The organism is Pseudomonas sp. R3-18-08, assembly GCF_003852065.1.
GTDB lineage: Bacteria > Pseudomonadota > Gammaproteobacteria > Pseudomonadales > Pseudomonadaceae > Aquipseudomonas.
In genome coordinates this window covers 1,689,922-1,716,668 of the sequence record NZ_CP027729.1, presented here as the reverse complement: position 1 = coordinate 1,716,668, position 26,747 = coordinate 1,689,922, and the positions used below count along the sequence as shown (strand labels likewise).

At 57.7% G+C, this 26,747-nt stretch carries 27 protein-coding genes; 15 read left to right on the top strand and 12 right to left on the bottom strand.

The annotated features are described in order from the left end of the window. The first annotated feature begins 58 nt into the window (after positions 1 to 58). Positions 59 to 991 carry a proline iminopeptidase-family hydrolase gene (locus C4J92_RS07845; protein WP_124366314.1) on the top strand — a complete coding sequence of 311 codons (933 nt, stop codon included), beginning with the start codon at positions 59 to 61 and terminating at the stop codon, positions 989 to 991. 36 nt (positions 992 to 1,027) lie between these two features. Here the strand turns inward: C4J92_RS07845 and C4J92_RS07840 are convergent, their stop codons facing one another. Further along, on the bottom strand, positions 1,028 to 2,530 hold the full coding sequence (locus tag C4J92_RS07840; protein WP_124403457.1) for a nucleobase:cation symporter-2 family protein: 1,503 nt from the start codon (positions 2,528 to 2,530) through the stop codon (positions 1,028 to 1,030). A gap of 157 nt (positions 2,531 to 2,687) precedes the next feature. Here C4J92_RS07840 and C4J92_RS07835 point away from each other — a divergent pair, with 157 nt between their 5' ends. Beyond that, the gene (locus C4J92_RS07835) at positions 2,688 to 3,521 is read left to right on the top strand and encodes a nucleoside-binding protein (RefSeq protein ID WP_124403456.1); all 834 of its coding nucleotides are present in this window, start codon (positions 2,688 to 2,690) and stop codon (positions 3,519 to 3,521) included. A gap of 128 nt (positions 3,522 to 3,649) precedes the next feature. Here C4J92_RS07835 and punC read toward each other — a convergent pair whose 3' ends face one another. Continuing rightward, positions 3,650 to 4,828, bottom strand: coding sequence for a purine nucleoside transporter PunC (gene punC / locus C4J92_RS07830; protein WP_124403455.1), 1,179 nt, complete (start codon positions 4,826 to 4,828; stop codon positions 3,650 to 3,652). 122 nt (positions 4,829 to 4,950) lie between these two features. Between punC and punR the strand changes: the two genes are divergently transcribed. Then, entirely contained in the window at positions 4,951 to 5,865 is a 915-nt protein-coding gene (gene punR, locus C4J92_RS07825; RefSeq protein ID WP_124403454.1) for a DNA-binding transcriptional activator PunR, read from the top strand. A gap of 29 nt (positions 5,866 to 5,894) precedes the next feature. Here the strand turns inward: punR and C4J92_RS07820 are convergent, their stop codons facing one another. Continuing rightward, complete coding sequence (locus tag C4J92_RS07820) at positions 5,895 to 7,064, bottom strand: aspartate aminotransferase family protein (protein ID WP_124403453.1); 1,170 nt, start codon at positions 7,062 to 7,064, stop codon at positions 5,895 to 5,897. A 103-nt stretch (positions 7,065 to 7,167) separates the two neighbouring features. Between C4J92_RS07820 and C4J92_RS07815 the strand changes: the two genes are divergently transcribed. Next, on the top strand, positions 7,168 to 8,073 hold the full coding sequence (locus tag C4J92_RS07815; protein WP_124372403.1) for a LysR family transcriptional regulator: 906 nt from the start codon (positions 7,168 to 7,170) through the stop codon (positions 8,071 to 8,073). On the opposite strand, the gene C4J92_RS07810 is transcribed toward C4J92_RS07815, so the two are convergent. Continuing rightward, on the bottom strand, positions 8,070 to 8,693 hold the full coding sequence (locus C4J92_RS07810) for an HAD family phosphatase (protein WP_124403452.1): 624 nt from the start codon (positions 8,691 to 8,693) through the stop codon (positions 8,070 to 8,072). The two genes, C4J92_RS07815 and C4J92_RS07810, sit on opposite strands and share 4 nt — an antisense overlap. 209 nt (positions 8,694 to 8,902) lie before the next feature. On the opposite strand from C4J92_RS07810, the gene C4J92_RS07805 reads away from it, so the two are divergent. Then, a complete protein-coding gene (locus tag C4J92_RS07805) occupies positions 8,903 to 10,105 on the top strand; it encodes an anthrax toxin-like adenylyl cyclase domain-containing protein (RefSeq protein WP_124403451.1) in 1,203 nt (400 codons plus the stop codon). 60 nt (positions 10,106 to 10,165) lie between these two features. Here the strand turns inward: C4J92_RS07805 and fabV are convergent, their stop codons facing one another. Further along, entirely contained in the window at positions 10,166 to 11,359 is a 1,194-nt protein-coding gene (gene fabV, locus C4J92_RS07800; RefSeq protein ID WP_124403450.1) for an enoyl-ACP reductase FabV, read from the bottom strand. Positions 11,360 to 11,632: 273 nt separating this feature from the next. On the opposite strand from fabV, the gene C4J92_RS07795 reads away from it, so the two are divergent. From C4J92_RS07795 to C4J92_RS07780, 4 genes are all read left to right on the top strand, one after another. After that, positions 11,633 to 12,457, top strand: coding sequence for an aspartyl/asparaginyl beta-hydroxylase domain-containing protein (locus C4J92_RS07795; RefSeq protein WP_124403449.1), 825 nt, complete (start codon positions 11,633 to 11,635; stop codon positions 12,455 to 12,457). A 149-nt stretch (positions 12,458 to 12,606) separates the two neighbouring features. Continuing rightward, positions 12,607 to 13,980 (top strand): nucleotide 5'-monophosphate nucleosidase PpnN, encoded by a 1,374-nt coding sequence (gene ppnN, locus C4J92_RS07790; protein WP_124403448.1) that lies wholly within the window; start codon positions 12,607 to 12,609, stop codon positions 13,978 to 13,980. A 170-nt stretch (positions 13,981 to 14,150) separates the two neighbouring features. Further along, positions 14,151 to 14,408 carry an AbrB/MazE/SpoVT family DNA-binding domain-containing protein gene (locus C4J92_RS07785; RefSeq protein ID WP_124361831.1) on the top strand — a complete coding sequence of 86 codons (258 nt, stop codon included), beginning with the start codon at positions 14,151 to 14,153 and terminating at the stop codon, positions 14,406 to 14,408. Then, positions 14,405 to 14,800, top strand: a complete 396-nt coding sequence (locus tag C4J92_RS07780; RefSeq protein WP_124403447.1) for a PIN domain-containing protein — start codon at positions 14,405 to 14,407, stop codon at positions 14,798 to 14,800. The genes C4J92_RS07785 and C4J92_RS07780 overlap by 4 nt, the downstream gene beginning before the upstream one ends. 18 nt (positions 14,801 to 14,818) lie before the next feature. On the opposite strand, the gene C4J92_RS07775 is transcribed toward C4J92_RS07780, so the two are convergent. Together C4J92_RS07775 and C4J92_RS07770 are read right to left on the bottom strand one after the other, a co-directional pair. After that, positions 14,819 to 15,148 carry a YXWGXW repeat-containing protein gene (locus tag C4J92_RS07775; protein ID WP_124403446.1) on the bottom strand — a complete coding sequence of 110 codons (330 nt, stop codon included), beginning with the start codon at positions 15,146 to 15,148 and terminating at the stop codon, positions 14,819 to 14,821. 132 nt (positions 15,149 to 15,280) lie between these two features. Continuing rightward, positions 15,281 to 16,180, bottom strand: a complete 900-nt coding sequence (locus C4J92_RS07770; protein WP_124403445.1) for a DMT family transporter — start codon at positions 16,178 to 16,180, stop codon at positions 15,281 to 15,283. Between the two features lie 97 nt (positions 16,181 to 16,277). Here C4J92_RS07770 and C4J92_RS07765 point away from each other — a divergent pair, with 97 nt between their 5' ends. Then, the gene (locus C4J92_RS07765) at positions 16,278 to 17,114 is read left to right on the top strand and encodes a LysR family transcriptional regulator (protein ID WP_124403444.1); all 837 of its coding nucleotides are present in this window, start codon (positions 16,278 to 16,280) and stop codon (positions 17,112 to 17,114) included. Between the two features lie 63 nt (positions 17,115 to 17,177). On the opposite strand, the gene mqo is transcribed toward C4J92_RS07765, so the two are convergent. Then, complete coding sequence (gene mqo / locus C4J92_RS07760; protein ID WP_124403443.1) at positions 17,178 to 18,824, bottom strand: malate dehydrogenase (quinone); 1,647 nt, start codon at positions 18,822 to 18,824, stop codon at positions 17,178 to 17,180. Positions 18,825 to 19,249: 425 nt separating this feature from the next. On the opposite strand from mqo, the gene C4J92_RS07755 reads away from it, so the two are divergent. Next, positions 19,250 to 20,437: an MFS transporter gene (locus C4J92_RS07755; protein ID WP_124403442.1), complete on the top strand. Its 1,188-nt coding sequence runs from the start codon at positions 19,250 to 19,252 to the stop codon at positions 20,435 to 20,437. A 91-nt stretch (positions 20,438 to 20,528) separates the two neighbouring features. Here the strand turns inward: C4J92_RS07755 and C4J92_RS27155 are convergent, their stop codons facing one another. Both C4J92_RS27155 and C4J92_RS07745 read right to left on the bottom strand, forming a co-directional pair. Further along, entirely contained in the window at positions 20,529 to 20,747 is a 219-nt protein-coding gene (locus tag C4J92_RS27155) for a hypothetical protein (protein WP_124403441.1), read from the bottom strand. A gap of 146 nt (positions 20,748 to 20,893) precedes the next feature. Beyond that, a complete protein-coding gene (locus tag C4J92_RS07745) occupies positions 20,894 to 21,184 on the bottom strand; it encodes a DUF6124 family protein (RefSeq protein ID WP_124403440.1) in 291 nt (96 codons plus the stop codon). A 510-nt stretch (positions 21,185 to 21,694) separates the two neighbouring features. Between C4J92_RS07745 and C4J92_RS07740 the strand changes: the two genes are divergently transcribed. Together C4J92_RS07740 and C4J92_RS07735 are read left to right on the top strand one after the other, a co-directional pair. Continuing rightward, positions 21,695 to 21,988 (top strand): hypothetical protein, encoded by a 294-nt coding sequence (locus C4J92_RS07740; protein ID WP_124403439.1) that lies wholly within the window; start codon positions 21,695 to 21,697, stop codon positions 21,986 to 21,988. A 3-nt stretch (positions 21,989 to 21,991) separates the two neighbouring features. Continuing rightward, positions 21,992 to 22,459 carry a hypothetical protein gene (locus C4J92_RS07735; RefSeq protein ID WP_124403438.1) on the top strand — a complete coding sequence of 156 codons (468 nt, stop codon included), beginning with the start codon at positions 21,992 to 21,994 and terminating at the stop codon, positions 22,457 to 22,459. Between the two features lie 407 nt (positions 22,460 to 22,866). On the opposite strand, the gene C4J92_RS07730 is transcribed toward C4J92_RS07735, so the two are convergent. Together C4J92_RS07730 and C4J92_RS07725 are read right to left on the bottom strand one after the other, a co-directional pair. Then, on the bottom strand, positions 22,867 to 23,361 hold the full coding sequence (locus C4J92_RS07730) for a hypothetical protein (protein ID WP_164487519.1): 495 nt from the start codon (positions 23,359 to 23,361) through the stop codon (positions 22,867 to 22,869). 1 nt (position 23,362) lies between these two features. Continuing rightward, a complete protein-coding gene (locus C4J92_RS07725; protein ID WP_124403437.1) occupies positions 23,363 to 24,292 on the bottom strand; it encodes a hypothetical protein in 930 nt (309 codons plus the stop codon). Positions 24,293 to 24,482: 190 nt separating this feature from the next. On the opposite strand from C4J92_RS07725, the gene dusA reads away from it, so the two are divergent. Both dusA and tal read left to right on the top strand, forming a co-directional pair. Beyond that, on the top strand, positions 24,483 to 25,478 hold the full coding sequence (dusA, locus tag C4J92_RS07720) for a tRNA dihydrouridine(20/20a) synthase DusA (RefSeq protein WP_124403436.1): 996 nt from the start codon (positions 24,483 to 24,485) through the stop codon (positions 25,476 to 25,478). A 285-nt stretch (positions 25,479 to 25,763) separates the two neighbouring features. Continuing rightward, the gene (gene tal / locus C4J92_RS07715; RefSeq protein WP_124403435.1) at positions 25,764 to 26,690 is read left to right on the top strand and encodes a transaldolase; all 927 of its coding nucleotides are present in this window, start codon (positions 25,764 to 25,766) and stop codon (positions 26,688 to 26,690) included. Positions 26,691 to 26,747: the final 57 nt, after the last annotated feature.

Genomic DNA, 26,747 nt, shown 5'->3' with positions numbered 1-26,747 from the left:
CTAAACGTTGCGTGCAGACTATCGTAGCCCTGATCCTTTTTTCAGAGCAGGGTACGAAATGGAATTCATCGAGAAAGTCCGCGAAGGCTACGCACCCTTCGGCGCCTATCAGACGTGGTATCGCATCACCGGTGAACTGGCGACAGGCCGCACACCGCTGGTGATCATCCATGGCGGCCCCGGCTGCACCCACGATTACGTCGACGCATTCAAGGATGTCGCCGCCAGCGGCCATGCGGTGATTCACTACGACCAGTTGGGCAACGGCCGCTCGACGCATTTACCTGACAAGCCTTCTTCGTTCTGGACCATCGGTTTGTTCCTCGACGAGTTGAACAACCTGCTCGACCACCTGCAAATCAGCGACAACTACGCGATCCTCGGGCAATCCTGGGGCGGCATGCTTGGCAGCGAACATGCCATTTTGCAACCCAAGGGCCTGCGTGCCTTTATCCCGGCCAACTCACCGACATGCATGCGCACCTGGGTCAGCGAGGCCAATCGGCTGCGCAAATTGTTGCCCGAAGGTGTGCATGAAACCCTGCTCAAGCATGAGGCCGCCGGTAACTACCAGGACCCGGAATACCAAGCGGCTTCGCGGATTTTCTACGACCAGCACGTGTGCCGCGTCAACCCATGGCCGGAAGAGGTGGCGCGCACCTTCGCCCAGGTCGATGCCGACCCGACGGTGTACCACGCCATGAGCGGCCCGACTGAGTTCCATGTGATTGGCAGCTTGAAGGATTGGAATGTAATTGGCCGACTGTCGGCCATCAAGGTGCCGACCCTGGTGATCTCCGGTCGCCATGACGAAGCCACGCCGTTGGTGGTCAAGCCGTTCCTGGATGAAATCCCGGACGTACGCTGGGCGCTGTTCGAAGACTCCAGCCATATGCCCCATGTGGAAGAACGCCAGGCGTGCATGGGGACTGTGGTGAAGTTTCTGGATGAGGTGTGCTCAATGCAGCACACGGCGCTCAAAGCTGGCTGAATTCCAATGTGGGAGGGGGCTTGCCCCCTCCCACATTCAGACCTTGCTGGCTTCAGGCTTCACTGCCTTCCTGGGAGCATCCGCCACCAGCGGAATCTCCTTACCCTCGGCATCGAACAACTTCCCACCCCGGTAGTAATCCCCATCGCGCAGCGCCGCCACGTCGCGAAAGCACAAACTGCGCTCAGTGCCCGCCACGAATACCGATTGCTGGTCCGAGTTACCGGCGGTGAAATGGTTGAACGTCAGGTTCAGCAAGATCGCCATGATCGCCGACGAACTGATGCCCGAATGGAAAATGGTCGCGAACCAGCTGGGAAACTGGTCATAAAAGCTGGGGGCAGCGATGGGGATCATGCCGAAACCGATACTGGTGGCCACGATTATCAGGTTCATGTTGTTGCGATAATCCACCTTGGACAGCGTGCGAATACCGCTGGCCGCCACCGTGCCGAACAGCACAATGCCGGCCCCGCCAAGTACCGATGTGGGCACGGCGGCAATCACCCGGCCCATGAACGGCAGCAGGCCCAGCACCACCAGGAACACCCCGCCCGTTGCCACCACGAACCGACTCTTCACCCCGGTGACCGCCACCAGGCCGACGTTCTGGGCGAATGCGCTTTGCGTGAAGGAACCGAAGATCGGCGCGAACATGCTCGACAGCATGTCGGCGCGCAGGCCATTGCCGAGGCGTTTGGAGTCGACTTTAGTGTCGATGATCTCGCCCACCGCCAGGATGTCCGCCGAGGTTTCCACCAGCGTGACCATCACCACGATGCACATGGAAATAATCGCCGCCACATGAAAGGTCGGCATGCCGAAATGGAAGGGCGTGGGGAAACCGAACATCGGCCCCTGGGTGACGGCGGAGAAGTCGGCCATACCCAACAACACCGCGATCACTGTGCCGATCACCATCGCGAGCAAAATCGACAAGCGCGAGATGGCTGCGCTGCCGATTTTGCTCAACAGCAACACCAGCACCAACGTCAGTGCAGCCAGGCCGATATTCGACATGCTGCCGAAATCCGCCGCGCGGCTGTTGCCGCCCATGGCCCAGCGCGCCGCCACGGGCATCAGGGTCAGGCCGATGGTGGTAATCACGATACCGGTCACCAGCGGCGGGAAAAACTGGGTGATGCGTGAGAACACCGGAGTGATCAACAAACCAATGAACGACGCGGCCATCACCGCGCCGAGAATCGCCGGCACGCCCCCTGCCCCGTCGCTGCCGACGATCGCCACCATCGTCGCCACACCCGCGAACGACACGCCCTGCACCAGCGGCAGCTGACAACCGAAGAACGGCAGGCCAAGGGTTTGCAACAGCGTGGCCAGGCCACCGGCGAACAGTGACGCGGCGATCAACAGGCCAATGTCCGCAGGTGACAACCCGGCCGCCTGGCCGACGATCAACGGTACAGCAACGATGCCGCCGTACATGGTGAGCACATGCTGCAGGCCGTAAGCCATGTTGGCGGCGATGCCTAGATTTTCATCTTCGGGCCGCTGCGGTGACGCCTTCGGGATAGTCATGGTGAGGGGTCTCTGTTTTTGTTGTGCGCTCACTGTATGCAATGTTCAGACTGTATGTCCATAGAGTTGTATACAATCGTTCACACAAGATACCCTGCCGCGGCGTTACAAAAACAATTCGGCCGTCATGAGCCAGAACGCCAAAGGATCCAACAGAATGAAAAAGGCATTGCAGGGCGCAACCGTCGCATTGACCCTCCTCGGCGGTGGCGAGGCTGTCGCAGTGGAATGGATGAACAACAGCCTGGGGTTTCGCTACGGTCAGCACTTCACCAACCCGAACAACCCCGACGACTTCAGCAAGCGCATCTACAGTTTCACCCACGCCAGCGGCTACCAGTACGGCAGCAATTTTCTGAATCTCGATGTATTCCTTTCCGACAGCAAGGACCCGCGCAAGGGCGCCGACCACGGTGGCAGCGAGGTGTACGCGGTGTACCGGCACCAACTGTATGCCTCACGGGTGTTCGACACGCCGCTGGGCACCGGGCTGGTCAAGGACTACGCGCTGACGCTGGGTTTTGATGCCAACCGCAACAATAACGTCGCTTCCGCCAAAAAACGCGCCCTGGTCATCGGCCCCACCTTGAAATTCAATACCGTCGGTGTGCTGGACCTGAGCCTGATGTACTACAAGGAAAAGAACCACACAGGCATTCCCGGCGCGCAGGAATCGAACCACACCTTTGACGACACTTACATGCTCAACCTGACATGGATGCGCCCGTTCGAGATCGCCAACCACGCGGCGAAATTCCAGGGCTTCATCAATTACGTGGGGGAGAAAGGCGAGGATTATCATGGCCGCGACACTGCGCCGGAAGCCCTGATGCGCACCGCGCTGATGGTGGCGCTGCGGCCGGGCAAGAGCGTCAAGCCGAACCTGTACCTGGGCGTTGGCTACGAGTACTGGCATAACAAGTTCGGCGTGGACGGTGGCCGAGGTAGCCGCACCTCAACGCCGACAGTGAATATGGAAGTGACGTTCTAACTGAAGAAACACAATACAAATGTGGGAGGGGGCTTGCTCCCGATAGCGGTGTGTCAGTCACTGCTGTTGTGGCTGATATACAGCTATCGGGAGCAAGCCCCCTCCCACATTTTGACCGTATTGTCAGTTCAAGCGCTTGCCAGTTCTGGACTGCCAGCCTTCGGCCGCGCCAACCAATACCCCAGCACCGCCAGCGGCGCGGTCGCCAGCATCACAATCACTGTAATCAGCAGCGGCTGCTCGATCATCGATGACACCAACAGGCTGGCGAGAAAGCACAAGCCCAACTGCAGGGTATTTTGCAGTGCCGCCGCCTTGCCGGAATTTTCCGCAAAGGGCATCAGTGCATTCGCTACCACGATCGGGTAGCTGGCACCGTTGCACAGCGCCATCAGGCAGAACGGAATCAGCAAGGTAGTAAGGGTCGGCACGGTCAGGGTTGCAACCAGATACAGCGCCACCATGCTCAGGCAGTAGAACGCGAGCAGCCACGGCAGCAGGGTCTTGCCCGGCAAACGTTGCAAGGCGCTGCGGCAACTGTAGCCGCCGACCAGAAACGCCAGGGTCGGCAACACGTAGCTGAGGCCGATGTCATTCGGGCTGTAACCCATGCCGCCGAGGATAAATGGCGAAGCAGTCAACCAGGCAAAGAAACTGGCGGAGCAGGCGGCAAATATCATGACGTTGCCGGTAAATACCCGTGAAGTGAGCAGCTGTGCATAGCCCAGGCGCACCGGTGCGTCCGTCTGGCGCTTCGGCGCGCTGCGCAGGAACACGGTCGGTAGCAGCAAGAGCAGCGATACACCCAGCAACACGCCGAAAATCGCCTGCCAGCCAAAGTGATTCAACACCATCGCGCCCAACAGCGGCGCCAGGGCCGGCGATAGCGACATCAGCGGCATGATGCTGGCGAACACGCGGTGCGCCTTGTCGGCCGGGTAGCGATCAATCACCAGCGCCTGCCAACTCACGGCGGCGGAACACACACCGATCGCCTGGATAAAACGCAGCGCCCACAACTGCGGCGCGGTCTGCACCCAGAACATGCCCAGGCACCCCAGTACAAACAGGCTCAGTCCGGTAAGCAGCACCGGCTTGCGCCCGAGCCGGTCGGACAACGGCCCCCACAGCAACTGCCCTAGCGCAAACCCGGCGAGGAAAATACTCAAGCTGGCGCCCACGGCCCCGGCGCCAATCTGCAACTGCGCGCCCATGGCGCCAAACGCCGGCAAATACATGTCCATGGCGAGATAACCGAGCATGCTCAGCCCCGCCAGATACCAAGTGAAACCAAAAGAATTTTTCATTGAAGCCTTGTAGATCCTGCCATCAAACTATTTGCTGACTGGCGCCCATTATGAAGCTGACAGTTTTCCTGTGAAGCGATAATAATTGGACACTCTTATCAATAATTTTGAAGGCAGCCGCCATGTGGTCCGAATACTCCCTGGATGTGGTCGATGCCGTCGCACGCCACGGCAGCTTCAGCGCCGCCGCTCAGGAACTGCATCGCGTACCGTCGGCCATCAGCTATACGGTGCGTCAGCTTGAGGAATGGCTGGCGGTGCCGCTGTTCATACGGCGCCACCGTGACGTGGAGCTGACGCCCGCCGGCCGGCTGTTTATAGACGAAGCCCGGGGCGTGATGAAAAAAATGCTCGGCACACGGCGCTTGTGCCAGCAGGTGGCCAATGGCTGGAGCGGGCAATTGAAGGTGGCAGTGGATTCCATAGTCAAGCCGCAGCGCTGTCGGCAACTGGTGCTGGATTTCTATCGGCAGTTTCCCGAAGTGGAATTGCTGCTGGAGTACGAGGTGTACAACGGCGTGTGGGACGCCCTGGCGGACGAGCGCACCGACATCGTGATCGGCGCTACCAGCGCGGTGCCGGTGGCCAGCCACTTCACATTCCGCGACATGGGCCTGTTGAACTGGCTGTGCGTGGTCAGCGCCAGGCATCCCTTGGCGGCGATAGAAGGCCTGCTCAGTGACGATCAACTGCGCCCATATGCCTCCCTGTGCATGACCGACACCTCACGCAACCTGCCCAAGCGCGATACCTGGACCCTGGATAACCAGCGGCGCCTGGTGGTGCCCAACTGGTCCTCGGCGCTCGATTGTCTGCGTGATGGCTTGTGCGTCGGCATGGCCCCGGCGCATCAGGTGCTGCCGTGGATCGAGCGCGGTGAGTTGGTGGCGCTGCAACTGCACCGGCCCTTCCCTGCCAGCCCCTCATGCGTGGCTTGGGCGCAGAACAAACTGTCGCCGGCGATGACGTGGTTGTTGGAATACCTGGGGGATACCGAAACCATGAACCAGGAATGGCTGAACGGCAATGATCTCTGAAGAATGACGCAGATCCCCTGTGGGAGGTTTCAGTCCAATAGGCGGGTGATCGCCCTTACGATCATCTCGACTTCCTTGGCATCCAGCGTCAGCGGTGGCAGCAGGCGGATGATCTTGCCGCGCGTCACGTTGATCAGCAGCCCATGCTCCTGCGCCGCACGCTGGGCCAGCTCGCGATACGGGCGCGCCAGTTCGATGCCGATCATCAGGCCCTGCCCGCGAATCGCCACTACCTGCGGATGCTCGCTCAATTCCACCCGCAACCGCGCCAACAGCCGTGCACCTTGTTGCGCAGCGTTCTGCAGCAAGCCTTGCTCTTCAATGATGTCCAGCACCGTGCAGCCCACCCGGCAGGCCAACGGATTGCCGCCAAAGGTGCTGCCGTGACTGCCGGGGGTAAACAACTGGCCGACGGCGGCCCGGGCCAGGCAGGCGCCGATGGGCACGCCGTTGCCGAGGCCTTTGGCCAGGGTCATCACGTCCGGGGTAATGCCTTCGTGCTGGAAGGCGAACCAAGCGCCGGTGCGGCCGATGCCGGTCTGGATTTCATCCAGCATCATCAGCCAGCCGTGGCGAGTGCAGTGATCGCGCAGGGCTTTCAGGTAGCCGGGGGGCGCGGGCAACACGCCACTTTCGCCCTGGATCGGTTCGAGCAGCACGGCCGCTATGCGCGTGCCGAATTGTTCAGTAATGGCCTCGAGGGCCGCCAGATCGCCAAACCCGACTTTGAGAAAATCCCCCGGCAAACGCTGGAAACCCAGGCGCACCGAGGGCCCGTCACTGGCCGCCATGGTGCCGAGGGTACGCCCGTGGAAGGCGTTCTCCATCACCACCACCAACGGCTCTTCAATGCCTTTTTTCCAGCCATACAAGCGTGCCAGCTTCAGCGCCGTCTCGTTGGCTTCGGCGCCGGAGTTGTTGAAGAACGCGCAGTCCAGGCCGGATAGCTGGGTCAGGCGCCGCGCCAATTGCTGCTGCCAATCGATGCTGTAGAGGTTGGAGGTATGCAGCAGCAGGCCCGCTTGCTCACGGATCGCCGCCACCAGCCTTGGGTGGGAGTGGCCCACATTCGTCACCGCCACACCGGCCACCGCGTCGAGGTATTCACGGCCCTGCTGGTCCCACAGGCGCGTACCCAGGCCACGGGTGAAGCTCAGGGCCAAAGGTTGATACGTGGTCATCAGGCAGGCGGCGGTCATGGTGGCAAGCTCCAGTGCATCGTGAGGATGAGTGCAGTATCGTTAGCCACTCGTGCTGGATAAACTGCGCATTCCTGCAATGACTTTGAACCAGGGCTTGATAATGGATGTGTTCCAGGCAATGTCGGTGTACGTGAAAGTCGTGGAGACCGGCAGCATGACCGCCGCCGCACATGAATGCGGAATGTCGACCACAATGGTCGGCAATCACCTGCGCGCGCTGGAGCAGCGCCTGGGGGTCAGCCTGCTCAAGCGCACCACGCGCAAACAAAGCCTCACGGAATTCGGCGGGGAGTACTACCAGCGCTGCCTGGAGGTGCTCGGGCTGGTGGCCGACTCCGAACTGCTGGCGGAGCAGATCCACAGCGAAACGCCCAAAGGCTGCCTGCGTATTACCGTGCCACCGGTATTCGGCAGCGAACGCCTGGTGCCGGCCTTGAGCGAATTTTCCCAGCGCTACCCGCAGATCGACCTGTACGTGGTGCTGAGCAATGAGCGGATGGACTTGGTCGACAGCGGCTTCGACGTGGCAATCCGTCTCGGCGACCTGGGAACCTCCAGCCTGATCGCCCGGCCACTGCAGGATTACACCCTGACCCTCTGCGCGTCGCCTGATTACCTGGCGCGACGCGGCACGCCGTCGACGCCCGATGACTTGCGGCACCACAACTGCCTGGCGTTCGCCTATCCGGCGAACGACAACTGGCGCGACACCGACAAGCTGTGGCGCATGACCGACGAGGACGGCGAGGTAGAGGTTCCGGTCTCCGGCTCATTGACCATCAACAGCTCGCAGGGCTTGCGCCAGGCGGCCGTCAATGGGATGGGCATCAGCATGCTGGCCGATGCCCTGGTGCAGCAGGACCTGGAGAGCGGCAAGTTGGTAGCCTTGCTGACGCGCTATCAACTATCCAGCCGCCCCATGCATCTGCTGTATCGTCAAGACCGTTACCGCTTGCCCAAGCTGCGCGCCTTTGTCGACTTTGCCATGGAGAAGTGGGCGCGCTAGAAGCCCACCCCCAGCTTACGCAAATGGGCGGCAGTACGCTCGGCCGACACATGGTGAATACCCTGCCAGCCAAGGGCCACAGCCGCTTCGACATTGCCCGCGACGTCATCGATAAACACCACTTCGCCAGGCTGGACATCCGGCAAATGAACGCGCACCTGAGCGAGGCTGGCATGGTAGATCGCAGGGTCAGGCTTGATCAGTTTCAACTGGCCCGAGACGACGATATCGCGGAAAAACTGCAGGAACGGATAGTGCTCGCGGGCATAGGGAAAGGTTTCCGCCGACCAGTTGGTCAACCCGAACAACGGCATATTCGCTTGATGCAATGCAGTGAGAATTGCAACACCTTCTGGCAATTCGCCACGCAACATCTCGTGCCAGCGCTCGTAATAAGCCTGGATCAGGCTCTGATATTCGGGATGTTCCTCAATCAGGTGGCGGGTGGCTTCGGCGAGGGTGCGGCCAGCATCCTGTTCAGTGTTCCAGGCCTGGGTGCAGATATTGTCGAGAAACCATTGCCGCTCCTGCTCGTCGGCAATGAGCTTGCGGTACAGATGTTGCGGGTTCCAGTCAAACAACACACCGCCGAAATCAAACACGACTGCACGAATCGTCATGGGTCCTCCTGTTTGAGCACATGGATGACGCAGTCTTGCATGCCGGAGCAAACAGCAAAAGGTAAGCCACGGTAGGACCGTTCTGAAAAGTGAAACGCCCACTCACATCGCCGAAAGCATCGTTTAAGGTGAGCTTCGCTCTCAGGGAAATCCATGACTGAAAGGAATCATCAATGCGGTCGCAAAAAACGTGACGTAGAGGTATTCCAATGATTGCCATGATTACCGCTGTAACATCACCTTCCGCGCTCAGTCTGGAAGTGCTGCAACGCAACCAGGCGCTTGTGCAGGCCAGCACTACGCCGGAGGTCGATGCGCCGCATGCACTGATCGACCAGGTAAAAGCGCAAACCGGAATAGTGTCGAGCCACCTCGCCCCCTTGCAACGGATAGCGGCAGCCACCAACTCCATCATCGGCATACGCCCGGTCGAATCCGTGGCCACAGGGCTGATAGAAGCTGGGCACCCCACCAAGGACTTTCATATCAAAGGCAAAAGTGCCAATTGGGGGCCACAGTCCGGCTTGATCTGTACGGACCAGGCATTTAGCAAGCTCGAACAGTTCGCGCACAAATCACCGGAAACGGTGGCTAACGCCAACGCGCAGATCCTGGACTGCATCGAGCAAGGCCATGCAGTCTCGATCCCCTTGAAACTCTCGCGTCATCGCATTGACGAGCTGGTAAAACTTGGCCAAATCACTGGGCGGGCAGCTCGCGGAGGTGATGGCACTCTGCAATTGAGCGCTCGCGGGCCAAGTCAGCAGCATTATGCATTCCAAGCCCATCCCGCCTCGCCTGGCGGCGACAACTATCTGATCACGCACAACGGCAAGGTGCTGCACGTGCTGGCCAAGCAGCCAGAGGGCAAGGCCTTGACCGCCGACTATGACCTGCACATGATCGCGCCTCACCTAAGTGACTTTGGCGCTCAGGATAAGCTGCCGGTACCCGACATCGCCCACAGTGTCTTCAGGGATCGGGTTAGCCACTACCAGCAAGTTCCACGGGAATTATCGGCGGACTTTGAAAATGCCGCTCATTTCTACCGCAAGGAAAACCCCGATCTCGGCAATATCACGCCGCGAATAGAGGAAATGATCGGAATCATCAATCGAAAGCTGGTTGGCGACGCGGAGCGGGTGGTCCATCACAATGCAGACTCAGGCAGCCCTGCAACGGACGTGGCAGCAAACTACCCGGCGACTTTCTTCCTGCCGGCAAAGCTAGGTAGATTCGATGAGATCAGTATCATCCATGACAGCAGGGAAATGGCTGAGCTGATAAAGACCGCCAAGGACAGCGGTTATCACGTGCCGCTCAATCCGCTATGGGAGAAGGAGGTGGTGAATGTGAGGCGGTCAGACTTCACCCTGGCAAAACAGCGCCTGTCTGGTTCCAGGCAAGCCTGACAGCTGAGCAGCAAAAAGCGGCTTGATAAGTCGATTATCAAGCCGCCACAGTGATAGCGCTTATGCCTGGACCAGACCGTTGATCTTGACGGTCGGGTTCACGTCCGCGTCGTAGTCCACGCCGTCGACTTCAAAACCGAACAAACGCAGGAACTCAGCCTTGTAACCGGCAAAATCGCTGATTTCGTTAACGTTGTCGTCAGTTACCTGATTCCACAGCGCGGCCACGGCGTCCTGGACCTTCGGCTCCAGTTCGGCCAGGTCGGCGCGCAGGCGGCCGTCAGCATCAAGCTTGGGCTCTTTGCCGTACAGGCTGTCCTTGAACAGGCCGTAGACCTGCTCGATGCAGCCTTCGTGGGTGCCCTGCTCCTTCATCACCTTGAACAGCAGCGACAGGTACAGCGGCATGATCGGGATCGCCGAGCTGGCCTGGGTGACCACGGCCTTGAGTACCGACACGCGGGCATCGCCCTTGAGCGCAGCGAGGTTGTCGCGCAGGGTCAGGACTTTCTTGTCGAGGTCTTTCTTGGCTTCGCCGATGGAACCGTTCCAGTAGATGTCCTGGGTCAGCTTCTCACCGAGGTAGGTGAACGCGGTGGTCTTGGCGCCTTCAGCCAGTACATCGGCGTCACGCAGGGCGTCGATCCACAGCTGCCAGTCTTCACCGCCCATCACTTTGACGGTGCCGTCGATTTCTTCCTGGGTGGCAGGCTCGAGGGTGGTGTCGACCACGACGCCCTTGTCGGTGTTGATACCGCGCAGGGTCACGGCCTTGCCGATCGGCTTGAGGGTGGAAGTGTGCACCACGCCTTGCGGGCCGGTACGGCGTGGCGCGGCCAGGCTGTAGACCACCAGGTCGATCTTGCCCAGGTCTTTCTTGATGGTGTCGATGGTCAGGCGCTTGATCTCATCGGAAAACGCGTCGCCGTTGATGCTCTTGGCGTACAGGCCTTTTTCCACGGCAAACTTCTCGAACGCCGCGCTGTTGTACCAGCCAGCGGAGCTCAGCTTGCCTTCTTCGCCTTCTTTTTCAAAAAACACGCCCAGGGTGTCGGCACCGCAGCCAAACGCGGCACTGATGCGCGCGGCCAGGCCGTAGCCGGTGGAAGCGCCGAGGACCAGCACCTTTTTAGGGCCGCCTTCGATGGCGCCGTGTTGAGTCACGTAGTCAATCTGTTCCTTGACGTTCGCTTCACAGCCAACAGGGTGAGCGGTCACACAGATAAAGCCACGAACCCGCGGTTTGATGATCATAAAATTCTGCCTCTTCCAAGGTGCCGAAGGCCAATGGTGGCCATTCAACTTCAATCGTACCGGTCTATGACGTCTGAAAAACCGAAGCGTCACGATAGTCGCAAATCTTCCGTTCTCAAAATTCAATCCACCCAAACCCGCTTGCCTCTGGGGCCGGTTACAAATTGTGCAGCGACTTCACAATTTTCGAACTATTTAAAACGCCTGCGCGCGCCATAAAGCTCTATCATGACGAAATTGTTTCATTATGTTTCAGGCCTGGAGCCGCGTTTCATGAGCAAAAATGCCGTGGGTAAAAAGCTGATATCCCTCGCCTGGGTGCTCGGCGTTTTACTGTTTATCGCCTGTTTTCCGCGCACCAGCCTGGCGTTTTTGCTGCTGGTGGTGGTTTGCGGTGTGTATGACTTCCTGCGTAATGGCCTGTATGACCGCGCTACCTTCAAGAAATATTTCATCGGCAACGGCCGCAACACCTGGATCCTGGCGCCGTTCAACACCCTGTTCGACCTGCTGAGCCGCCGCAACCGTCATGTCTACACCCTGGGCGATCTGCCGCTCGCCTGGCGCGAAGACCTGCAACAGGTCATCAACGACGCCATGGCCCGCAAGGAAGAAATCATCAGTTACCTGGACGCACGCATGGCCGAGAAGAAACGCGGCATGTTGTTTTTCCAGTGGTACGGTCGTCCGATCGAAACCGCCCTGGACATCCCGCAACTGCGCAAGAAACTGCCATTCGTGAAAACCATCGGCGTGTCGGTGTTCAACGAGAACCGCTCGACGTCCTTCCATTTCGGCCCGTTGCGCATGATGTTCCGCGTGCTCTACAACATGGCGCCGGCGCCGCATCACGAGGGTGTGTATATCCAGGTGGGCAAGCACAAGCACTATTGGCACGACGACCCGCTGTTCATCTTCGATGACACGCTGATGCATGCATCCTTTAACAAGAACGATGCGAAACGTTACTGCCTGTTCATCGATATTGTGCGACCGACCCCGGTGCCCTCCGTGTTGAACGCCGTGATCTCGGGGTTTGCCGGCCTGGTGTTCACCCTGCGTCGGGTTTTCTACAAAAACTGGAAGCTGATCCAGTAAGTTCTGCGGCATGATGGTGCTGGACGGTATTTGCACTCGGCCTTGCGCGTGAGGTAAATAACCGTCTCGTGCGACCGTATACGGCGCGCATCATTCTCAAGCCATTGCGCCTTTTGTAGACGCGATGGCTGTGCTTTCAAGGAACCAGAATGCCCCAACGTCAAGTGATCAATGCCTCCGTCAGCCCCAAGGGCAGCCTCGAAACCCTGTCCCAACGTGAAGTCCAGCAACTGAGTGAAGCCGGCAGCGGCAGCATCTACGCCCTGTTCCGCCAGTGCGCCCTGGCGATCCTCAACACCGGCGCGCATATCGACAACGCCAAAACCATCCTCGACGCCTACAAAGACTTCGAAGTGCGTATCCACCAGCAGGATCGCGGCGTGCGCCTGGAGCTGCTCAACGCGCCGGCCGATGCCTTCGTCGATGGCGAAATGATCGCCAGCACCCGCGAAATGCTGTTCAGCGCCCTGCGTGACATCGTCTACACCGAGAACGAGCTGGACAGCCAGCGCATCGACCTGAGCAACTCCCAAGGCATCACCGACTACGTGTTCCACCTGCTGCGCAACGCCCGTACGCTGCGCGCGGGTGTCGAACCCAAGATCGTCGTGTGCTGGGGCGGCCACTCCATCAACACCGAAGAATACAAATACACCAAGAAGGTCGGCCACGAACTGGGCCTGCGCAGCCTCGACGTGTGCACCGGCTGCGGCCCCGGCGTGATGAAAGGTCCGATGAAAGGCGCGACTATTTCCCACGCCAAACAGCGCATCACCGGCGGCCGCTACCTGGGCCTGACCGAGCCAGGCATCATCGCCGCCGAAGCGCCCAACCCGATCGTCAACGAGCTGGTCATCCTGCCGGACATCGAGAAACGCCTCGAAGCCTTCGTGCGTGTCGGCCACGGCATCATCATCTTTCCTGGCGGCGCCGGTACGGCCGAGGAATTTCTCTACCTGCTGGGCATCCTGATGCACCCGGACAACCGCGACCTGCCGTTCCCGGTCGTGCTGACCGGGCCCAAACATGCGGCGCCTTACCTGGAACAACTGCATGCGTTCGTCGGCGCGACCCTCGGCGAAGCGGCGCAGAAGCATTACCAGATCATCATCGACGACCCGGCCGAAGTCGCGCGCCAGATGACCGCAGGGCTCAAGGCGGTCAAACAGTTCCGTCGCGAGCGCAACGACGCATTCCACTTCAACTGGCTGTTGAAGATCGACGAAGGCTTCCAGCGCCCCTTCGACCCGACCCACGAAAACATGGCCAGCCTGCAACTGACCCACGCGCTGCCGCCCCATGAACTGGCGGCCAACCTGCGTCGCGCGTTCTCGGGGATCGTGGCGGGTAACGTGAAGGACAAAGGCATTCGTTTGATCGAAGAAAAGGGCCCGTACGAAATCCACGGCGACCCGGCGATCATGAAACCGCTGGATGAACTGCTAAAGGCCTTCGTCGCCCAGCACCGGATGAAATTGCCGGGCGGAGCAGCGTATGTGCCGTGTTATCGCATGGTGCAGTGAGCCAGCGGCGAGCCGTCATAGTTTGTATCGGTTTGGCGCGTGATCACAGGTGTGGGGATCGAGAGTTCGGACTAGGGTTTTAGTACCGACTCACCCACTTCTGCGAGCACCCTATGGACCAACGGATATTGTCCTCGATCACTCCTTACCCTAAGGTAAGGAGCATCACGATGGAGGTCTTCACTATGGCAACCGCCACACTTACTTCAAAAGGGCAAATCACCATCCCTGTCCAGGTCAGGACGGCCCTCGGCCTGGAAACAGGCGACCGGGTGGAGTTCGTCGAAATGGAAGACGGCAAGTTTTCCATGATCGCCGCGAGTAAAACCGTCACCGACCTCAAGGGGCTGATTCGCAAGCCTGCCACTGCCGTGTCCATCGAGGACATGAACCGGGCCATCGCGGCACAGGGAGCAAATGCGCGATGATCGGCCTGGATACCAACGTGCTGGTGCGCTATGTCACCCAGGATGAGCCCGTTCAATCCGCCAAGGCATCGCGACTGATTGAATCATTGAGCGCCGCGTCACCGGGCTTTGTCAGCCTGGTGACCCTTGTGGAGTTGGTGTGGGTGCTGCAGGCCTGCTACCAATCGGCAAAAAGCGATGTGGTGATGGTGCTGGAAACCCTGTTGCATACGCGCGAGCTCACTGTCGAGCACGCCGATGTCGTCTGGCAGGCACTGCGCAAGTTCGTTGCGAACAAAGCAGACTTCGCCGACTGCCTGATCGAACGCTGCGCCCACGCGGCGGGTTGTAAATACACCGCCACCTTCGACCTGAATGCGGTCAAGGCGACGGGTATGAAGCGCATTGGTTGAGTTGGCTCGTTTCGGGGTTCAGCGGACCCAGCCACCGACCTGCCAGTGATACCCGTCATTACGCTGCACCCAGTGCGGGTGCACATAGCGATAGCCCACGCGTACCGGCTCCCAATGGCCGTGCACCGCTACATAGCGCCCGCCTTCCCAGCGCCAGTAACCGCGTGACCAGATATAACCTTCGCGCACCGGCGGCTCGACTTCGATCACCTGCACCGGCGGCGGTTGCGGCGCCACGACTTCCACATACTCACGTTGTACCGGCCGGCGTTCATGCACGACGCGCTCTTGCACACACCCGGATGCCGCGACGACTACCGCCGCCATTGCCGCATAACGTAGCAACATACAAAACCCTCGGGCGTTAACGCCCTGTACTTGCATCAGAAAGAAATCCCCTGTGTTCCAGCCGGGCTCCTGCCTGGGCTTGAGTTATTTTTTAACAGGAGATGTCTGTCAGATTGCTGAACCCTCAAGGCCTCAGGTCGTGCAGGCGACGGTCGGTCGCTTCAGGCGCAACAACAGTAACCCGGCAATCACTACGGCAATGCCGACATAGGTCGAAACATGGATTTCGTCGCCGAACATCAGCGCCGCCCATACCAGGGTGACTGGAGGCTCCAGATAGACCAACGCCGCAACCCGAGTAGCCGTCATCACGCGCAGCAGCCGCCAGAGGCTCAAGTAGGCGGCAAAGGTGGAAAACACCGTCAGCCACACAATCGAAACCAGTACGTCGGCGTCATGGGGCATGCTCAAGGTATCGGTATAAAGCACCGCGCCGGTGAAGCCGATCAACGTCAGCAGCGACTGGATAAACAGCGGCGTGAGCAAGTCGACCTGTTTGCTCTGCTGCGAACGGCGCTCGTACAAGGTCGCCAGCGTCAGCCCCAGCGCCGAGACCAACGGTAGCCCGTACATGGCCAGGCCAACCTCTTTGCCACTGTTGCTGTACTGCCCGGCGATCACGATCGCTACGCCGGCAAAGCTGACCATGAGCCCCACCCATTGCCAGCCGCCGCTGCGCTCAGTTGCACTGCCTGTCGACAATGCGGCGGTCATCAACGGCTGCAACGCCGCGATGATCGCCGCAATGCCCGGTGGCAAACCGTTCTGGATCGCCACATAGAGGCAACTCAGGTACAGAAACTGCGACAGGCAGCCGATGATGGCGTAATGGCGAATCTGCGCCCAGGTCACCTTCAGCAACCTGACGTTCAAGAACAGGCCCAGGCACAGCGATACCAACAAAAATCGCCAGAACAGCAGGTTGAACGCACCGCTGCCTTGTGTGCCCAACTTCGCGCCGATATAGCCCGAACTCCATGACAGAACAAACGCCCCTTGCAAGAGCAGCAATCCCAGGGTTGATCGCTTCATGCAGCCTCCAGCCTGTGTAGTTGACTTCAAGGCTAGGGAAGGAGGACTCTTCTGTATATTTGAATAACCTGTATTACCAATCCGTATTAGTAGAACCATGGCCAAACAACTGAATATCGATCTATTGCGCACCTTTCACGCCGTAGCACGCTTTGGCCGCTTCAACGAGGCGGCCGAGCATGTGCACCGCAGCGCGTCCACCGTGACGACGCAGATTCAGAAGCTGGAGGACCAGGTCGGCCAACGCTTGTTCAGCCGCAGTAACCAGGGCGTGGATCTGACGCTGTACGGCAGGAAACTGTTGGGCGAAACCACCGAATTCCTCAAAAGCCACGACCGCCTGCTGATCTCGCTGATGCCCCAGCGCATGCAGGGCAAGATCCGCCTGGGCGTGCCTGACACCTACGCACCTGCCTTTATGCACAAATTCCTGCCAGGACTGATCGCCGACAACCCACTGCTGGAACTGGAAATCGAAGCGCGCACCAGTGGCGAACTGTTGAATCTGTTCACGGCAAACCAGTTGGACTTGGTCATCACCGTCAGTGCACACCCACTGGCACAGGGTGAGCGCTTGGGCCCCGTGCAACCGCTGTGGGTCGCCGCCGAGCAGTTCAGTTACCCACCCAACGCGCCGCTGCCGATCACCGTGCCTATCGCCGGTTGCCCGTACCGCGCGGCGGCGTTACAGGCGCTGAAAGATCACGGGATTTACCATCGCGTACTGCTGGAAAGCCCCAACTCATCAGCGGTAGAAGCTTGCGTGCGCAGCGGCGTGGCCGTGGGCCTGATGGAGGAGAGCCGCATGGGCGAAGGGCTGAGGCAAATCACGCAACTGCCGGCCCTCCCCGCACAGCATCTGTATCTGCTGTGCGACACCGCTAACGCGCTGGCCCTGCATCTATACGAGCAAGTCAGGCACTTCAGGGTCTGAACGCCGCGCACAAAAAAGCCCGCTGACCGTCACCGGTTCAGCGGGCTTTTACTTGAGCGTTGCTTACAGCGCCAGATCAGACGCCGGCTTGCCTGGCTCAGCCGCGGGCTTGGCAGCCTCGGTGGCCTTTGGAGCCGCCAGTTGCGGAATGGCTGGCGGTGGTGTCAGTTGCAGCACACCGGCGGTGTAGGCCCATTCCTTGGCAACCGCTTCAGGGCTGTCGTTCAGTTTGGTGCCGTAGCTTGGCACGATCTGGTGCAGTTTTTCCTGCCAGGCAGGGCTTGCAACCTTGTCCTTGAACACCTTTTGCAGCACGGTCAGCATGATCGGAGCCGCGGTGGACGCGCCTGGCGATGCACCCAACAGGCCGGCGATAGAGTTGTCGGCAGAGCTGACCACTTCGGTGCCGAGTTTCAGGACGCCGCCCTGCTCTTCGTCACGCTTGATGATCTGCACACGCTGGCCGGCTTGCCACAGGCGCCAGTCGGACTGCTTGGCGTTCGGGAAGTACTCTTGCAGCGCCTTGAAGCGGTCGTCATCCGACAGCATCAGTTGGCCGGCGAGATACTCGACCAGCGGGTATTCACGAATACCGACTTTGGTCATTGGCCAGATGTTGTGGGTGGTGGTGCTGGTCAGCAGGTCCAGGTACGAGCCTTCTTTCAGGAACTTGGTGGAGAAGGTCGCGAATGGGCCAAACAGGATCACGCGCTTGCCATCCAGCACGCGGGTGTCCAGGTGCGGAACCGACATTGGCGGCGAACCGACCGATGCCTTGCCGTAGGCCTTGGCCAGGTGCTGCTCGGCGATGGTCGGGTTATCGGTGACCAGGAACGAACCACCTACCGGGAAGCCGGCGTATTCCTTGGCTTCCGGAATACCGGATTTTTGCAGCAGGTGCAGGGCACCGCCGCCGGCGCCGATGAACACGAACTTGGCGTCGGTTTCAGTCTTGGTGCCATCTTTGAGGTTTTTGTAGCTCACACGCCACGAACCGTCTTCGTTACGGGTGATGTCCTGCACTTCGCTCGACAGTTTCAGGTCGAACTTAGGGGTGGTCTGCAGGTGGGCAACGAACTGGCGGGTGATCTCGCCGAAGTTCACGTCGGTGCCGATTGGGGTCCAGGTGGCCGCGATTTTCTGGTTCGGGTCACGCCCTTCCATCATCAGCGGAACCCATTTGGCGATCTGGGCCGGGTCTTCGGAGTACTGCATGCCGGCGAACAGCGGGCTCGCCTTCAGCGCTTCGTAGCGTTTTTTCAGGAACTTGATGTTGTCATCGCCCCACACAAAGCTCATGTGCGGAGTGGAGTTGATGAACGAACGCGGGTTCTTCAACACGCCCTGCTGGACCTGCCAGGACCAGAACTGACGGGAAATCTGGAACGCTTCGTTGATCTCGACCGCTTTCGGGATCTCAACATTGCCGTTCTTGTCTTCCGGGGTGTAGTTCAGCTCAGCCAGAGCCGAGTGACCGGTACCGGCGTTGTTCCAGCCGTTGGAGCTTTCTTCGGCCACGCCATCGAGGCGCTCGACCATTTCCATCGACCAACCCGGCTCCAGCTCGTTAAGCCAGACACCCAGGGTCGCACTCATGATGCCGCCGCCGATCAGCAGCACATCGACTTTCTTTGCCTCTTCCGCGTGAACGGACGTGATCCCCATCGACAAAGCCAGCCCCAGCAGGGCAGTGTTTACTTTCTTAAACATCAGTAGCACCTATGATAAAACGCCATCCGCCCTACCGCCCCTGACTCTGCAGGCCGTAGGGTGGGCACACAAGGCCGACGTAGCGACCTCACTGTTTTTGTCCCTTCTGCGCTGACTTCTTATCATTATTGGCTTCAGCTACCTGGGCGACAGCCAACCGCTGGGACGTATACGGGTGTACGCACCAAGGAAAGACTAGACCAAGACGGCGCGCAGAATATCACGCCAAACCGCGTTTATGCGCCGTTTGGCCAATTGACACCTTTAAATCGCGGGTTTTCTCGCGCAGGTGTCAAGGCGGCCAGCCGCGACCTGGGGTCACAGGCCCGGAACTCTCATGCGCCTGGCTGTTCTAGACACCCTCACCGTCCCATGCGTAGCATCGGCGATTGTCTTTCGTACACCTCATCCAAACAGAGCAATTCATGTCTACCCACCCAACACCCGGGCACGTCCTGCCCGCGCGCAGTGCCGCCAAAATGGAAGCGGCCATGGCCGTGGGCGCTTTCGCAATCGGCACCGGCGAATTCGCCATCATGGGCCTGATGCCCGACATCGCCCAGAACCTGGGCTTGAGCGAGCCGCAGGTCGGCCACGCCATCAGCGCCTACGCCCTGGGCGTGATGGTCGGCGCCCCGCTGCTGGCCATCCTCGGCGCCAAGCTGCTGCGCAAACACATGCTGTTATTGCTGATGGGCCTCTACGCCCTGGGCAACCTCGCCACCGCCTTCACCCCCACCTTCGGCTCGCTGGTAGCCTTCCGTTTTATCAGCGGCCTGCCCCACGGCGCCTACTTCGGCATCGCCGCCGTGGTCGCCTCCAGCATGGTGCCCAGCGACAAACGCGCCGGCGCCGTGGCCCGAGTGATGATGGGTCTGACCCTGGCCATGCTGCTCGGCAACCCCATCGCCACCTTCCTCGGCCAACACCTGGGCTGGCGCTCGGCGTTCGCCCTGGTCAGCGTGATCGCGCTGTGCACCATCGCACTGGTCTGGCAATTTGTGCCCCACCGCCACGACGAGGAACGCAGTGACCCGCGCAAGGAACTGCGCGCCTTCACCAAACCCCAAGTGTGGATGGCGCTGTCCATCGGCGCGATCGGGTTTGCCGGGATGTTCTGCGTGTTCAGCTACCTGGCGCCAACCATGCTGGAAGTGACCAAGGTTTCACCGCAATGGATCCCCTTCGGCCTCGCCGCGTTTGGCATGGGCGGCATCATCGGAAATATCGCCGGCGGCAAACTGTTTGATCGCATGCAATTTCGCGCGGTGGGCTGGATTCTGGTGTGGTCGATGGCCGTACTGATCTTCTTCACCTTCGCCGCCAGTTCGCTGTGGAGCGTACTGCTGGGCATCGGCCTCGTCGGCACCATGATCGCCCTGGCGGCGCCGTTGCAAATCCGCCTGATGGACATCGCCCACGAAGCCCCGAGTTTAGCGGCGGCGTCCAACCACGCCGCCTTCAACCTGGCCAACGCACTGGGGCCGTGGTTTGGCGGCATGGCGATTACGGCGGGGTTTGGCTGGACCAGCACCGGCTACATCGGCGCGGTGACGGCCCTGATCGGATTGGGCATCTACCTGATTGCCCGGCGTATGAAAGGCGGCCACTGATTTCCGATCCACCAAAAATCAACTGTGGGAGGGGGCTTGCCCCCGATAGCAATGGGCCAGTCACCACACCAGTGACTGCCCCACCACCCCATCAATCATCATGCAACAACCCCGAGCCATACTCCCCATAACTGCTACCCAGCCCACTGCCACCAAAATTCATCTTGGCGGCTTTGCTGGGGCTGTGGTCACCAAATGCCTGGCACCCACCTGAAAAGCACGGGTCACTGCTCACGGCCGGCGAAGATGAACAAGCGCTCAATAACAACGTGCCGGTGATCATCACGACTTTGACGAGGTTCGAAATCATAGTCTCAGTTCCCTGTGGGCTAGAGGCGCTGGGGTCCTCTCTTGCAGGGAATCGTAGACCTCAACGGCGCAGGGAATTATGAAACTTTGCTGCGGGACAGCATGGGTTCAGGTTGCCGCCTTGGGGTAAGGCGGCAGGGTTGGTTGTCAGGCTTTGACTGGTTTGATTACAGGCGCAACTTGTTCTTGGGCTCGGTCTACGAGCAATGCGCTCAACTCGATTAACTGCTGGATGCCCAGGGCGATGGCGCGTTGGGAGTCGTCGAGATCGAACGCCAGGGCGGCGGCCATTTCGTTGGCGGAGGCGAGGTTTTCGGCGGCGTTGGCCAGGAGGGTTTCGGGGTCGATGGTTGGGTTGATGAGAAATAGATCGCTGTTTAGGCGTTCGGTGGGTAATTTACTTTGATCAATTGAAGAACTGCGAATGTTGTTGTGCATGGGCGAAGCTCCAAATTTTCGGGAGTTAAAACGCCTTAGCAATACGGACTTCCACCTCCGGTCGCTGGGTTGGCAGCGACTTGAGGAGCGTAGCGATGGGTGGTCTGACGGGCAAGCTGAAAAAAGTGTGGGAAGGTTCTTAGGTATATCGTGGTCTGACCCCGATATACCGGACCCCGATATACCGCGCACAGCCGCCGAAACACATGATACAGACGTAAAAAAACGCCGGTACGTGTTTGTGACGATTGCGTCTTAGCTTGGTACGGACTTCCACGTCTGGCTGCTGGGTTTCCAGCGGTTTGGGGAGGTTAGCGAGGGGAAGTCTGAGCGGCAAGCTGAGAAAGATGTGGGAAAACTCCTAGAATCATCCTAATCTACTCCGGCCTAAACTTCAGATACATATCGTGTAGGCATTACAGATAAAGCTTAGGATGACAAAGCATGCGAAAAGTCATAAAGTCGGGTTTTGAAGCCGACAGTCACTTACAATCCACTTGGTAAATTTCAATGATCTCCTTTAACAAAGCTGCCGACGTAGCGCTTGAAAACATAACAAGTCTAGTAAAAGGCGCGAAAAACCCCATACTTGAAGGCGCCATAATATCCGATGACGAAAAATTGTACGAAGTAACCTACAGCTACGAGATTGACAAAACCCCAACAAAAATCGCAGGCGCAAATGAAGCATCCGCAATATCTACACTGGCTGGGCTACTCGGAAAAAGAAGAGAATACAAAGTATTTTTAGTAGATGCACAAACAGGGAAATTCAGAGGTTTCAAAAACTATAAGGAGCAATAGTCCTTGGCAAACAAGCAATTAATCATCGACACCAACCTCCTTTTGCTTCTCATTATAGGTAGCATTGAGGAGGGAAGACATATAAGAAACTCGACTCGACTAAACAAATTTGATATTGACGATTACAATAATGTGATTTCTGTCATGGAAGAATATACAGACATATGCATTACCCCTTATATTGCCACCGAAGTATCGGACCTGATTGATCTAAAAGATTATGTCGGAGATCTAGCTTTTGAAACTGCTAGAACCATGTTCTCAATCTTCCTTCAAGCCGATACAAACATCAACGAAGATTGCACTACTGACAATTTTATTATCTACGGCATCACAGACAACTCCCTCATAAAACTTGCGCAAAACTATACAATATTTACCGACGACTTAAGGCTTCTACCGCCCTTATACGCCGCGAACCCCGACAACATACTTCCGTACACTGTTGTGAAAGCACTTTACTCAAACTGAGACCTTTTTTTCCACCACTGACAAACACCACGACATAAAAGATCCCTGAATCGCCTGGACTGCAACCCCACACTTTCGTTGATCTAGACAGAACCAACGACCTAACTACGAGTTACATGGCAATCGATCTTCTTCGCGGCCATATCGAATACACTAAAACGCTAACCTCCCAGATCGAACTGGGGTAAAAGAACTCGACCAAGACAGTTCTTCGGCGATAAAGACATCGGGGTTGGATAAAAGTTAAGAGTACGGATTTATTTGGCCCGATTCATTCCCACTCAAGGTTTGGGCTATCGAACTCGAAGCCTCTGCTTCTTTCTTGGTAAAATTCGGCCTTCAGAAACAAGAGGGCGACGAAATAAATCTGCCCGTTTAGGCAGATGCTCCAAACCGCGCCAACAACACTATTCACCATACATGGAAACCTCTTCCCGCAAACTATTTGCTGTTACAAACCCGCCCAACTGAACACACACCACGACAATAATACTCAAAAAACAAGCACCACGAACAGACTGTATCCCCCATGTCGAATATGATGAAAAATTCAATCTGTGTAAAAAATCCATCTCCGCAACTGCACCAGCAAAAAATGCCGTCAACAATAACACAACAACCAAAAGCACATTACTAATAACCTCCCTTTTTAGGTCAGTCAACAAACTAACAACAAGCGAGTACAGCTCCAAGTTCTGAAACTTTAATTTTTTCGGAATATCCTTCATAACGCCTTCAACATAATTAAAAAATGCAAAAGATAAAGCCCCAAACATCGCCCCTAAAACAAACAGCACCGAGTTGATACTACCAAATACTGGGCTAGCCTCTCCATCAGTTCCCCACAACAACAGATAAGAAAGGCTAAAGGAGGTTAAAAAAACGAATAACAAACGAAGCATATTAGCGCCTCAACAAGCTGCCTATAGCTGAATAAACCTCAGATACCATCCGAACATCATTTCCTGTACGCCCGGGAGCAGGAAGACCAGTCTCAAGCTCTAACTGACCCTCATGCATCACTACTTCATCCGAGGGAACGTCCAGATCAACTTTCACTATAGCAGATATGCTTTTATGAATTTTTTTACCGCCGTTCTCGCTTTCAGTAGTAACACTCCACTTCCCTTCACCTTCCTCAATATAGTCCAAATAGTCCTCAAGCGGAGTTTTTGGAGCCTTTAGGTCCCCATATTCATTACTCAGGGTAATCTTAACTTCTTCCTGACCAAATAGCTTTTTCATCGCTGCGAGCGCATCACGGGCTTTGACATTAGTCTCTAGGATATTAGGAGAGATAAGTTCCAACTCAATCTCAAAAACCTTGTCATGAGAATTAACCACACTCCAAAACTCCCCCTTCACCGTTTTAGGCTCAATAAATATCGAATAATTATACTCATCCAAAATAGCATTTTTTAAACCAGCATGAATGGCATTAACTATCTGCTCCTCAGTGCCAAACCGCCAATCATGCTGCACAAATACGTACTGATCAACAGTATCAACAATTGTTATTACAGGAACCCAATCATCGGCATCATGAGGAACGATGTCCCCAGGAATTTTATCGCCTACTTTGGTTATTTTATGTTTAGCAGTTTTCCCCACCAAAAACCTTCCCTTAGGAAACTCTGTACTTACTGGGTCGACATAAGAAAAACCAACAAAACTATAACGCACCTTATTTTTAACAAATTCACGGCCGTCGTCTTGAAGGGCCGAAACTACCGCTGCACCTTTGGGGCTTGGAAGAGGCTTAGATACAAGAGCAGCTTGCTTATTTTCGATGAGCATGTACCGCAGCACCAAGAATGGCTTGATTCCTTTCACAAAAAAATCCTTGAAATGTCAATTTAGGATGGGACAGAACGAGGACCGTACCTGTTTTCCAAAGTGATCTCAATATGCAATCACAACACCCGTGAAAGCTTACTCATCCGGCTGGACAAACCAGCCAGGCTAGCCCCCCGCCGTTCCTGTTAAACTCCAGCCCTCTGCCTCATCCACTTAGATTTCCCTCATGCCCGCAAACACGACCATACCCATTTCCCTCTCCCGCCGCTTCTCCGTCGCTCCCATGATGGATTGGACCGACCGCCACTGCCGGTTCTTCCTGCGCCTGCTCTCCAAGCACACCCTGCTCTACACCGAGATGGTCACCACTGGCGCTATCCTCCACGGCGACCACGAGCGCTTCCTGCGTCACAATGAAGCCGAGCACCCGTTGGCGTTGCAATTAGGCGGCAGTGTTCCCGTCGATCTGGCCGCGTGCGCGCGTATGGCCGAGGCCGCCGGTTACGATGAAGTGAACTTGAACGTTGGCTGCCCCAGCGATCGTGTGCAGAACAACATGATCGGCGCGATCCTGATGGCTCACCCTGCCCTGGTTGCGGACTGTGTGAAGGCGATGCGCGATGCGGTGTCGATTCCGGTGACGGTGAAGCACCGTATTGGCATCAATGGCCGGGACAGTTATGCCGAGCTGTGTGATTTTGTCGGCACGGTGAAGGATGCCGGTTGCACCAGTTTTACCGTGCATGCGCGGATTGCGATTCTGGAGGGGTTGTCGCCGAAGGAGAATCGCGATATTCCGCCGTTGCGCTATGACGTGGCGGCGCAGTTGAAGCAGGACTTCCCGGAGCTTGAGATTATTCTCAACGGTGGGATCAAGACGCTTGAGCAGTGCCAGGAGCATTTGCAGACGTTTGATGGGGTGATGCTGGGGCGGGAGGCTTATCACAATCCGTATCTGTTGGCGGAGGTGGATCAGCGGTTGTTTGGCAGTGAAGCGCCGGTGATCAGCCGGGCGGAGGCGTTGGCGCAGTTGCGGCCTTATATTGCGGAGCATTTGGCGGGCGGTGGGGCGATGCATCACATTACCCGGCATGTGTTGGGGTTGGGCACCGGGTTTCCTGGGGCGCGCAGGTTCAGGCAGTTGTTGTCGGTGGATATTCACAAGGCGGCGGACCCGTTGGCGTTGTTGGATCAGGCTGGGGAGTTGTTGGAAGGGCGGTGACTGGTTGGCTTGCAGGGGCCAGATAGTTTTGGGTTGACTGATATATTGCTATCGGGGGCAAGCCCCCTCCCACATTGGGTCCGGTGTGTGCCAGGGCTATGAAGGCGCTATCGGGCAGTTGGGTTGAACCTGGCGGCGGTTTTGCCCTCCTATTGAGCAGTACGACCGCCATTCATACGGCTGTTTTCAGGTTGTTGCCCTCGCAAACGACCTAACGCATTTGCGCCCTTGAGCGCCTGCCAGCGCTCGGGTAATGTCATCAGACCCACAGGACAGAGCACGCCCATGACTTCCAAGCTGGAACAACTCAAGCAATTCACCACCGTCGTAGCCGATACCGGCGATTTCTCCACTCTCGCCAAGCTCAAGCCGCAAGACGCGACCACTAACCCTTCCCTGCTGCTCAAGGCTTCGTCGATCTCTGGCTATGCCAAGCTGCTGGATGAATGTGTGCAGGACTGCAACGGCGACGTGGGCCTGGCCAGTGACCGTTTCGCAGTGGCGGTTGGCCAGGAGATCCTTAAAGTCGTACCGGGCCGTATTTCCACTGAGGTGGACGCCCGTTTGTCGTTTGACGAAGACGCGATACTCAAGCGTGCGCACCGTCTGATCGATCTGTACGACAAGGCCGGCGTTAGCCGTGACCGTGTACTGATCAAGATCGCGTCCACCTGGGAAGGTATCCGCGCAGCGGAAAAACTGGAAAAAGAAGGCATCCAGACCAACCTGACGCTGCTGTTCTCCTTCGCCCAGGCCGTGGCGTGCGCTGAAGCAGGTGTGTTCCTGATTTCGCCGTTCGTGGGCCGTATCTACGATTGGTACAAGAAAGCCAACGGCAACGACTACACCGGTTCCGATGACCCGGGCGTGCAGTCGGTGACGCGCATCTACAACTACTACAAGGCCAATGGCTACAAGACTGTAGTGATGGGTGCGAGCTTCCGTAACCTGAGCCAGATCGAGGAGTTGGCCGGGTGTGATCGCCTGACCATCAGCCCGGATTTGCTGGAGAAGCTGGCGGCCGATGAAGGCAAGCTGCAACGCAAGTTGGCGCCAGGGCAAGCCGGTGAAGCGCGGGTGCATATGACTGAAGCGCAGTTCCGTTGGGAATCCAACGAAGATGCCATGGCGACTGAGAAGCTGGCGGAGGGGATTCGTCAGTTTGCTCGTGACCAAGAGAAGCTGGAGGCGTTGTTGTCGGCCAAGCTGTAACAGCGCAGGCGGCAAAAAGGGCGGCACCTTGGCGGGTGCCGCCCTTTTTTGTGGGCG

Excerpts from the sequence above, each read along its gene's own strand:
- C4J92_RS07845 (WP_124366314.1), top strand. The coding sequence starts at position 59 with ATGGAATTCATCGAGAAAGTCCGCGAAGGCTACGCACCCTTCGGCGCC.
- C4J92_RS07840 (WP_124403457.1), bottom strand. The coding sequence starts at position 2,530 with ATGACTATCCCGAAGGCGTCACCGCAGCGGCCCGAAGATGAAAATCTA.
- C4J92_RS07835 (WP_124403456.1), top strand. The coding sequence starts at position 2,688 with ATGAAAAAGGCATTGCAGGGCGCAACCGTCGCATTGACCCTCCTCGGC.
- punC (WP_124403455.1), bottom strand. The coding sequence starts at position 4,828 with ATGAAAAATTCTTTTGGTTTCACTTGGTATCTGGCGGGGCTGAGCATG.
- punR (WP_124403454.1), top strand. The coding sequence starts at position 4,951 with ATGTGGTCCGAATACTCCCTGGATGTGGTCGATGCCGTCGCACGCCAC.
- C4J92_RS07820 (WP_124403453.1), bottom strand. The coding sequence starts at position 7,064 with ATGACCGCCGCCTGCCTGATGACCACGTATCAACCTTTGGCCCTGAGC.
- C4J92_RS07815 (WP_124372403.1), top strand. The coding sequence starts at position 7,168 with ATGGATGTGTTCCAGGCAATGTCGGTGTACGTGAAAGTCGTGGAGACC.
- C4J92_RS07810 (WP_124403452.1), bottom strand. The coding sequence starts at position 8,693 with ATGACGATTCGTGCAGTCGTGTTTGATTTCGGCGGTGTGTTGTTTGAC.
- C4J92_RS07805 (WP_124403451.1), top strand. The coding sequence starts at position 8,903 with ATGATTGCCATGATTACCGCTGTAACATCACCTTCCGCGCTCAGTCTG.
- fabV (WP_124403450.1), bottom strand. The coding sequence starts at position 11,359 with ATGATCATCAAACCGCGGGTTCGTGGCTTTATCTGTGTGACCGCTCAC.
- C4J92_RS07795 (WP_124403449.1), top strand. The coding sequence starts at position 11,633 with ATGAGCAAAAATGCCGTGGGTAAAAAGCTGATATCCCTCGCCTGGGTG.
- ppnN (WP_124403448.1), top strand. The coding sequence starts at position 12,607 with ATGCCCCAACGTCAAGTGATCAATGCCTCCGTCAGCCCCAAGGGCAGC.
- C4J92_RS07785 (WP_124361831.1), top strand. The coding sequence starts at position 14,151 with ATGGAGGTCTTCACTATGGCAACCGCCACACTTACTTCAAAAGGGCAA.
- C4J92_RS07780 (WP_124403447.1), top strand. The coding sequence starts at position 14,405 with ATGATCGGCCTGGATACCAACGTGCTGGTGCGCTATGTCACCCAGGAT.
- C4J92_RS07775 (WP_124403446.1), bottom strand. The coding sequence starts at position 15,148 with ATGTTGCTACGTTATGCGGCAATGGCGGCGGTAGTCGTCGCGGCATCC.
- C4J92_RS07770 (WP_124403445.1), bottom strand. The coding sequence starts at position 16,180 with ATGAAGCGATCAACCCTGGGATTGCTGCTCTTGCAAGGGGCGTTTGTT.
- C4J92_RS07765 (WP_124403444.1), top strand. The coding sequence starts at position 16,278 with ATGGCCAAACAACTGAATATCGATCTATTGCGCACCTTTCACGCCGTA.
- mqo (WP_124403443.1), bottom strand. The coding sequence starts at position 18,824 with ATGTTTAAGAAAGTAAACACTGCCCTGCTGGGGCTGGCTTTGTCGATG.
- C4J92_RS07755 (WP_124403442.1), top strand. The coding sequence starts at position 19,250 with ATGTCTACCCACCCAACACCCGGGCACGTCCTGCCCGCGCGCAGTGCC.
- C4J92_RS27155 (WP_124403441.1), bottom strand. The coding sequence starts at position 20,747 with ATGATTTCGAACCTCGTCAAAGTCGTGATGATCACCGGCACGTTGTTA.
- C4J92_RS07745 (WP_124403440.1), bottom strand. The coding sequence starts at position 21,184 with ATGCACAACAACATTCGCAGTTCTTCAATTGATCAAAGTAAATTACCC.
- C4J92_RS07740 (WP_124403439.1), top strand. The coding sequence starts at position 21,695 with ATGATCTCCTTTAACAAAGCTGCCGACGTAGCGCTTGAAAACATAACA.
- C4J92_RS07730 (WP_164487519.1), bottom strand. The coding sequence starts at position 23,361 with ATGCTTCGTTTGTTATTCGTTTTTTTAACCTCCTTTAGCCTTTCTTAT.
- dusA (WP_124403436.1), top strand. The coding sequence starts at position 24,483 with ATGCCCGCAAACACGACCATACCCATTTCCCTCTCCCGCCGCTTCTCC.
- tal (WP_124403435.1), top strand. The coding sequence starts at position 25,764 with ATGACTTCCAAGCTGGAACAACTCAAGCAATTCACCACCGTCGTAGCC.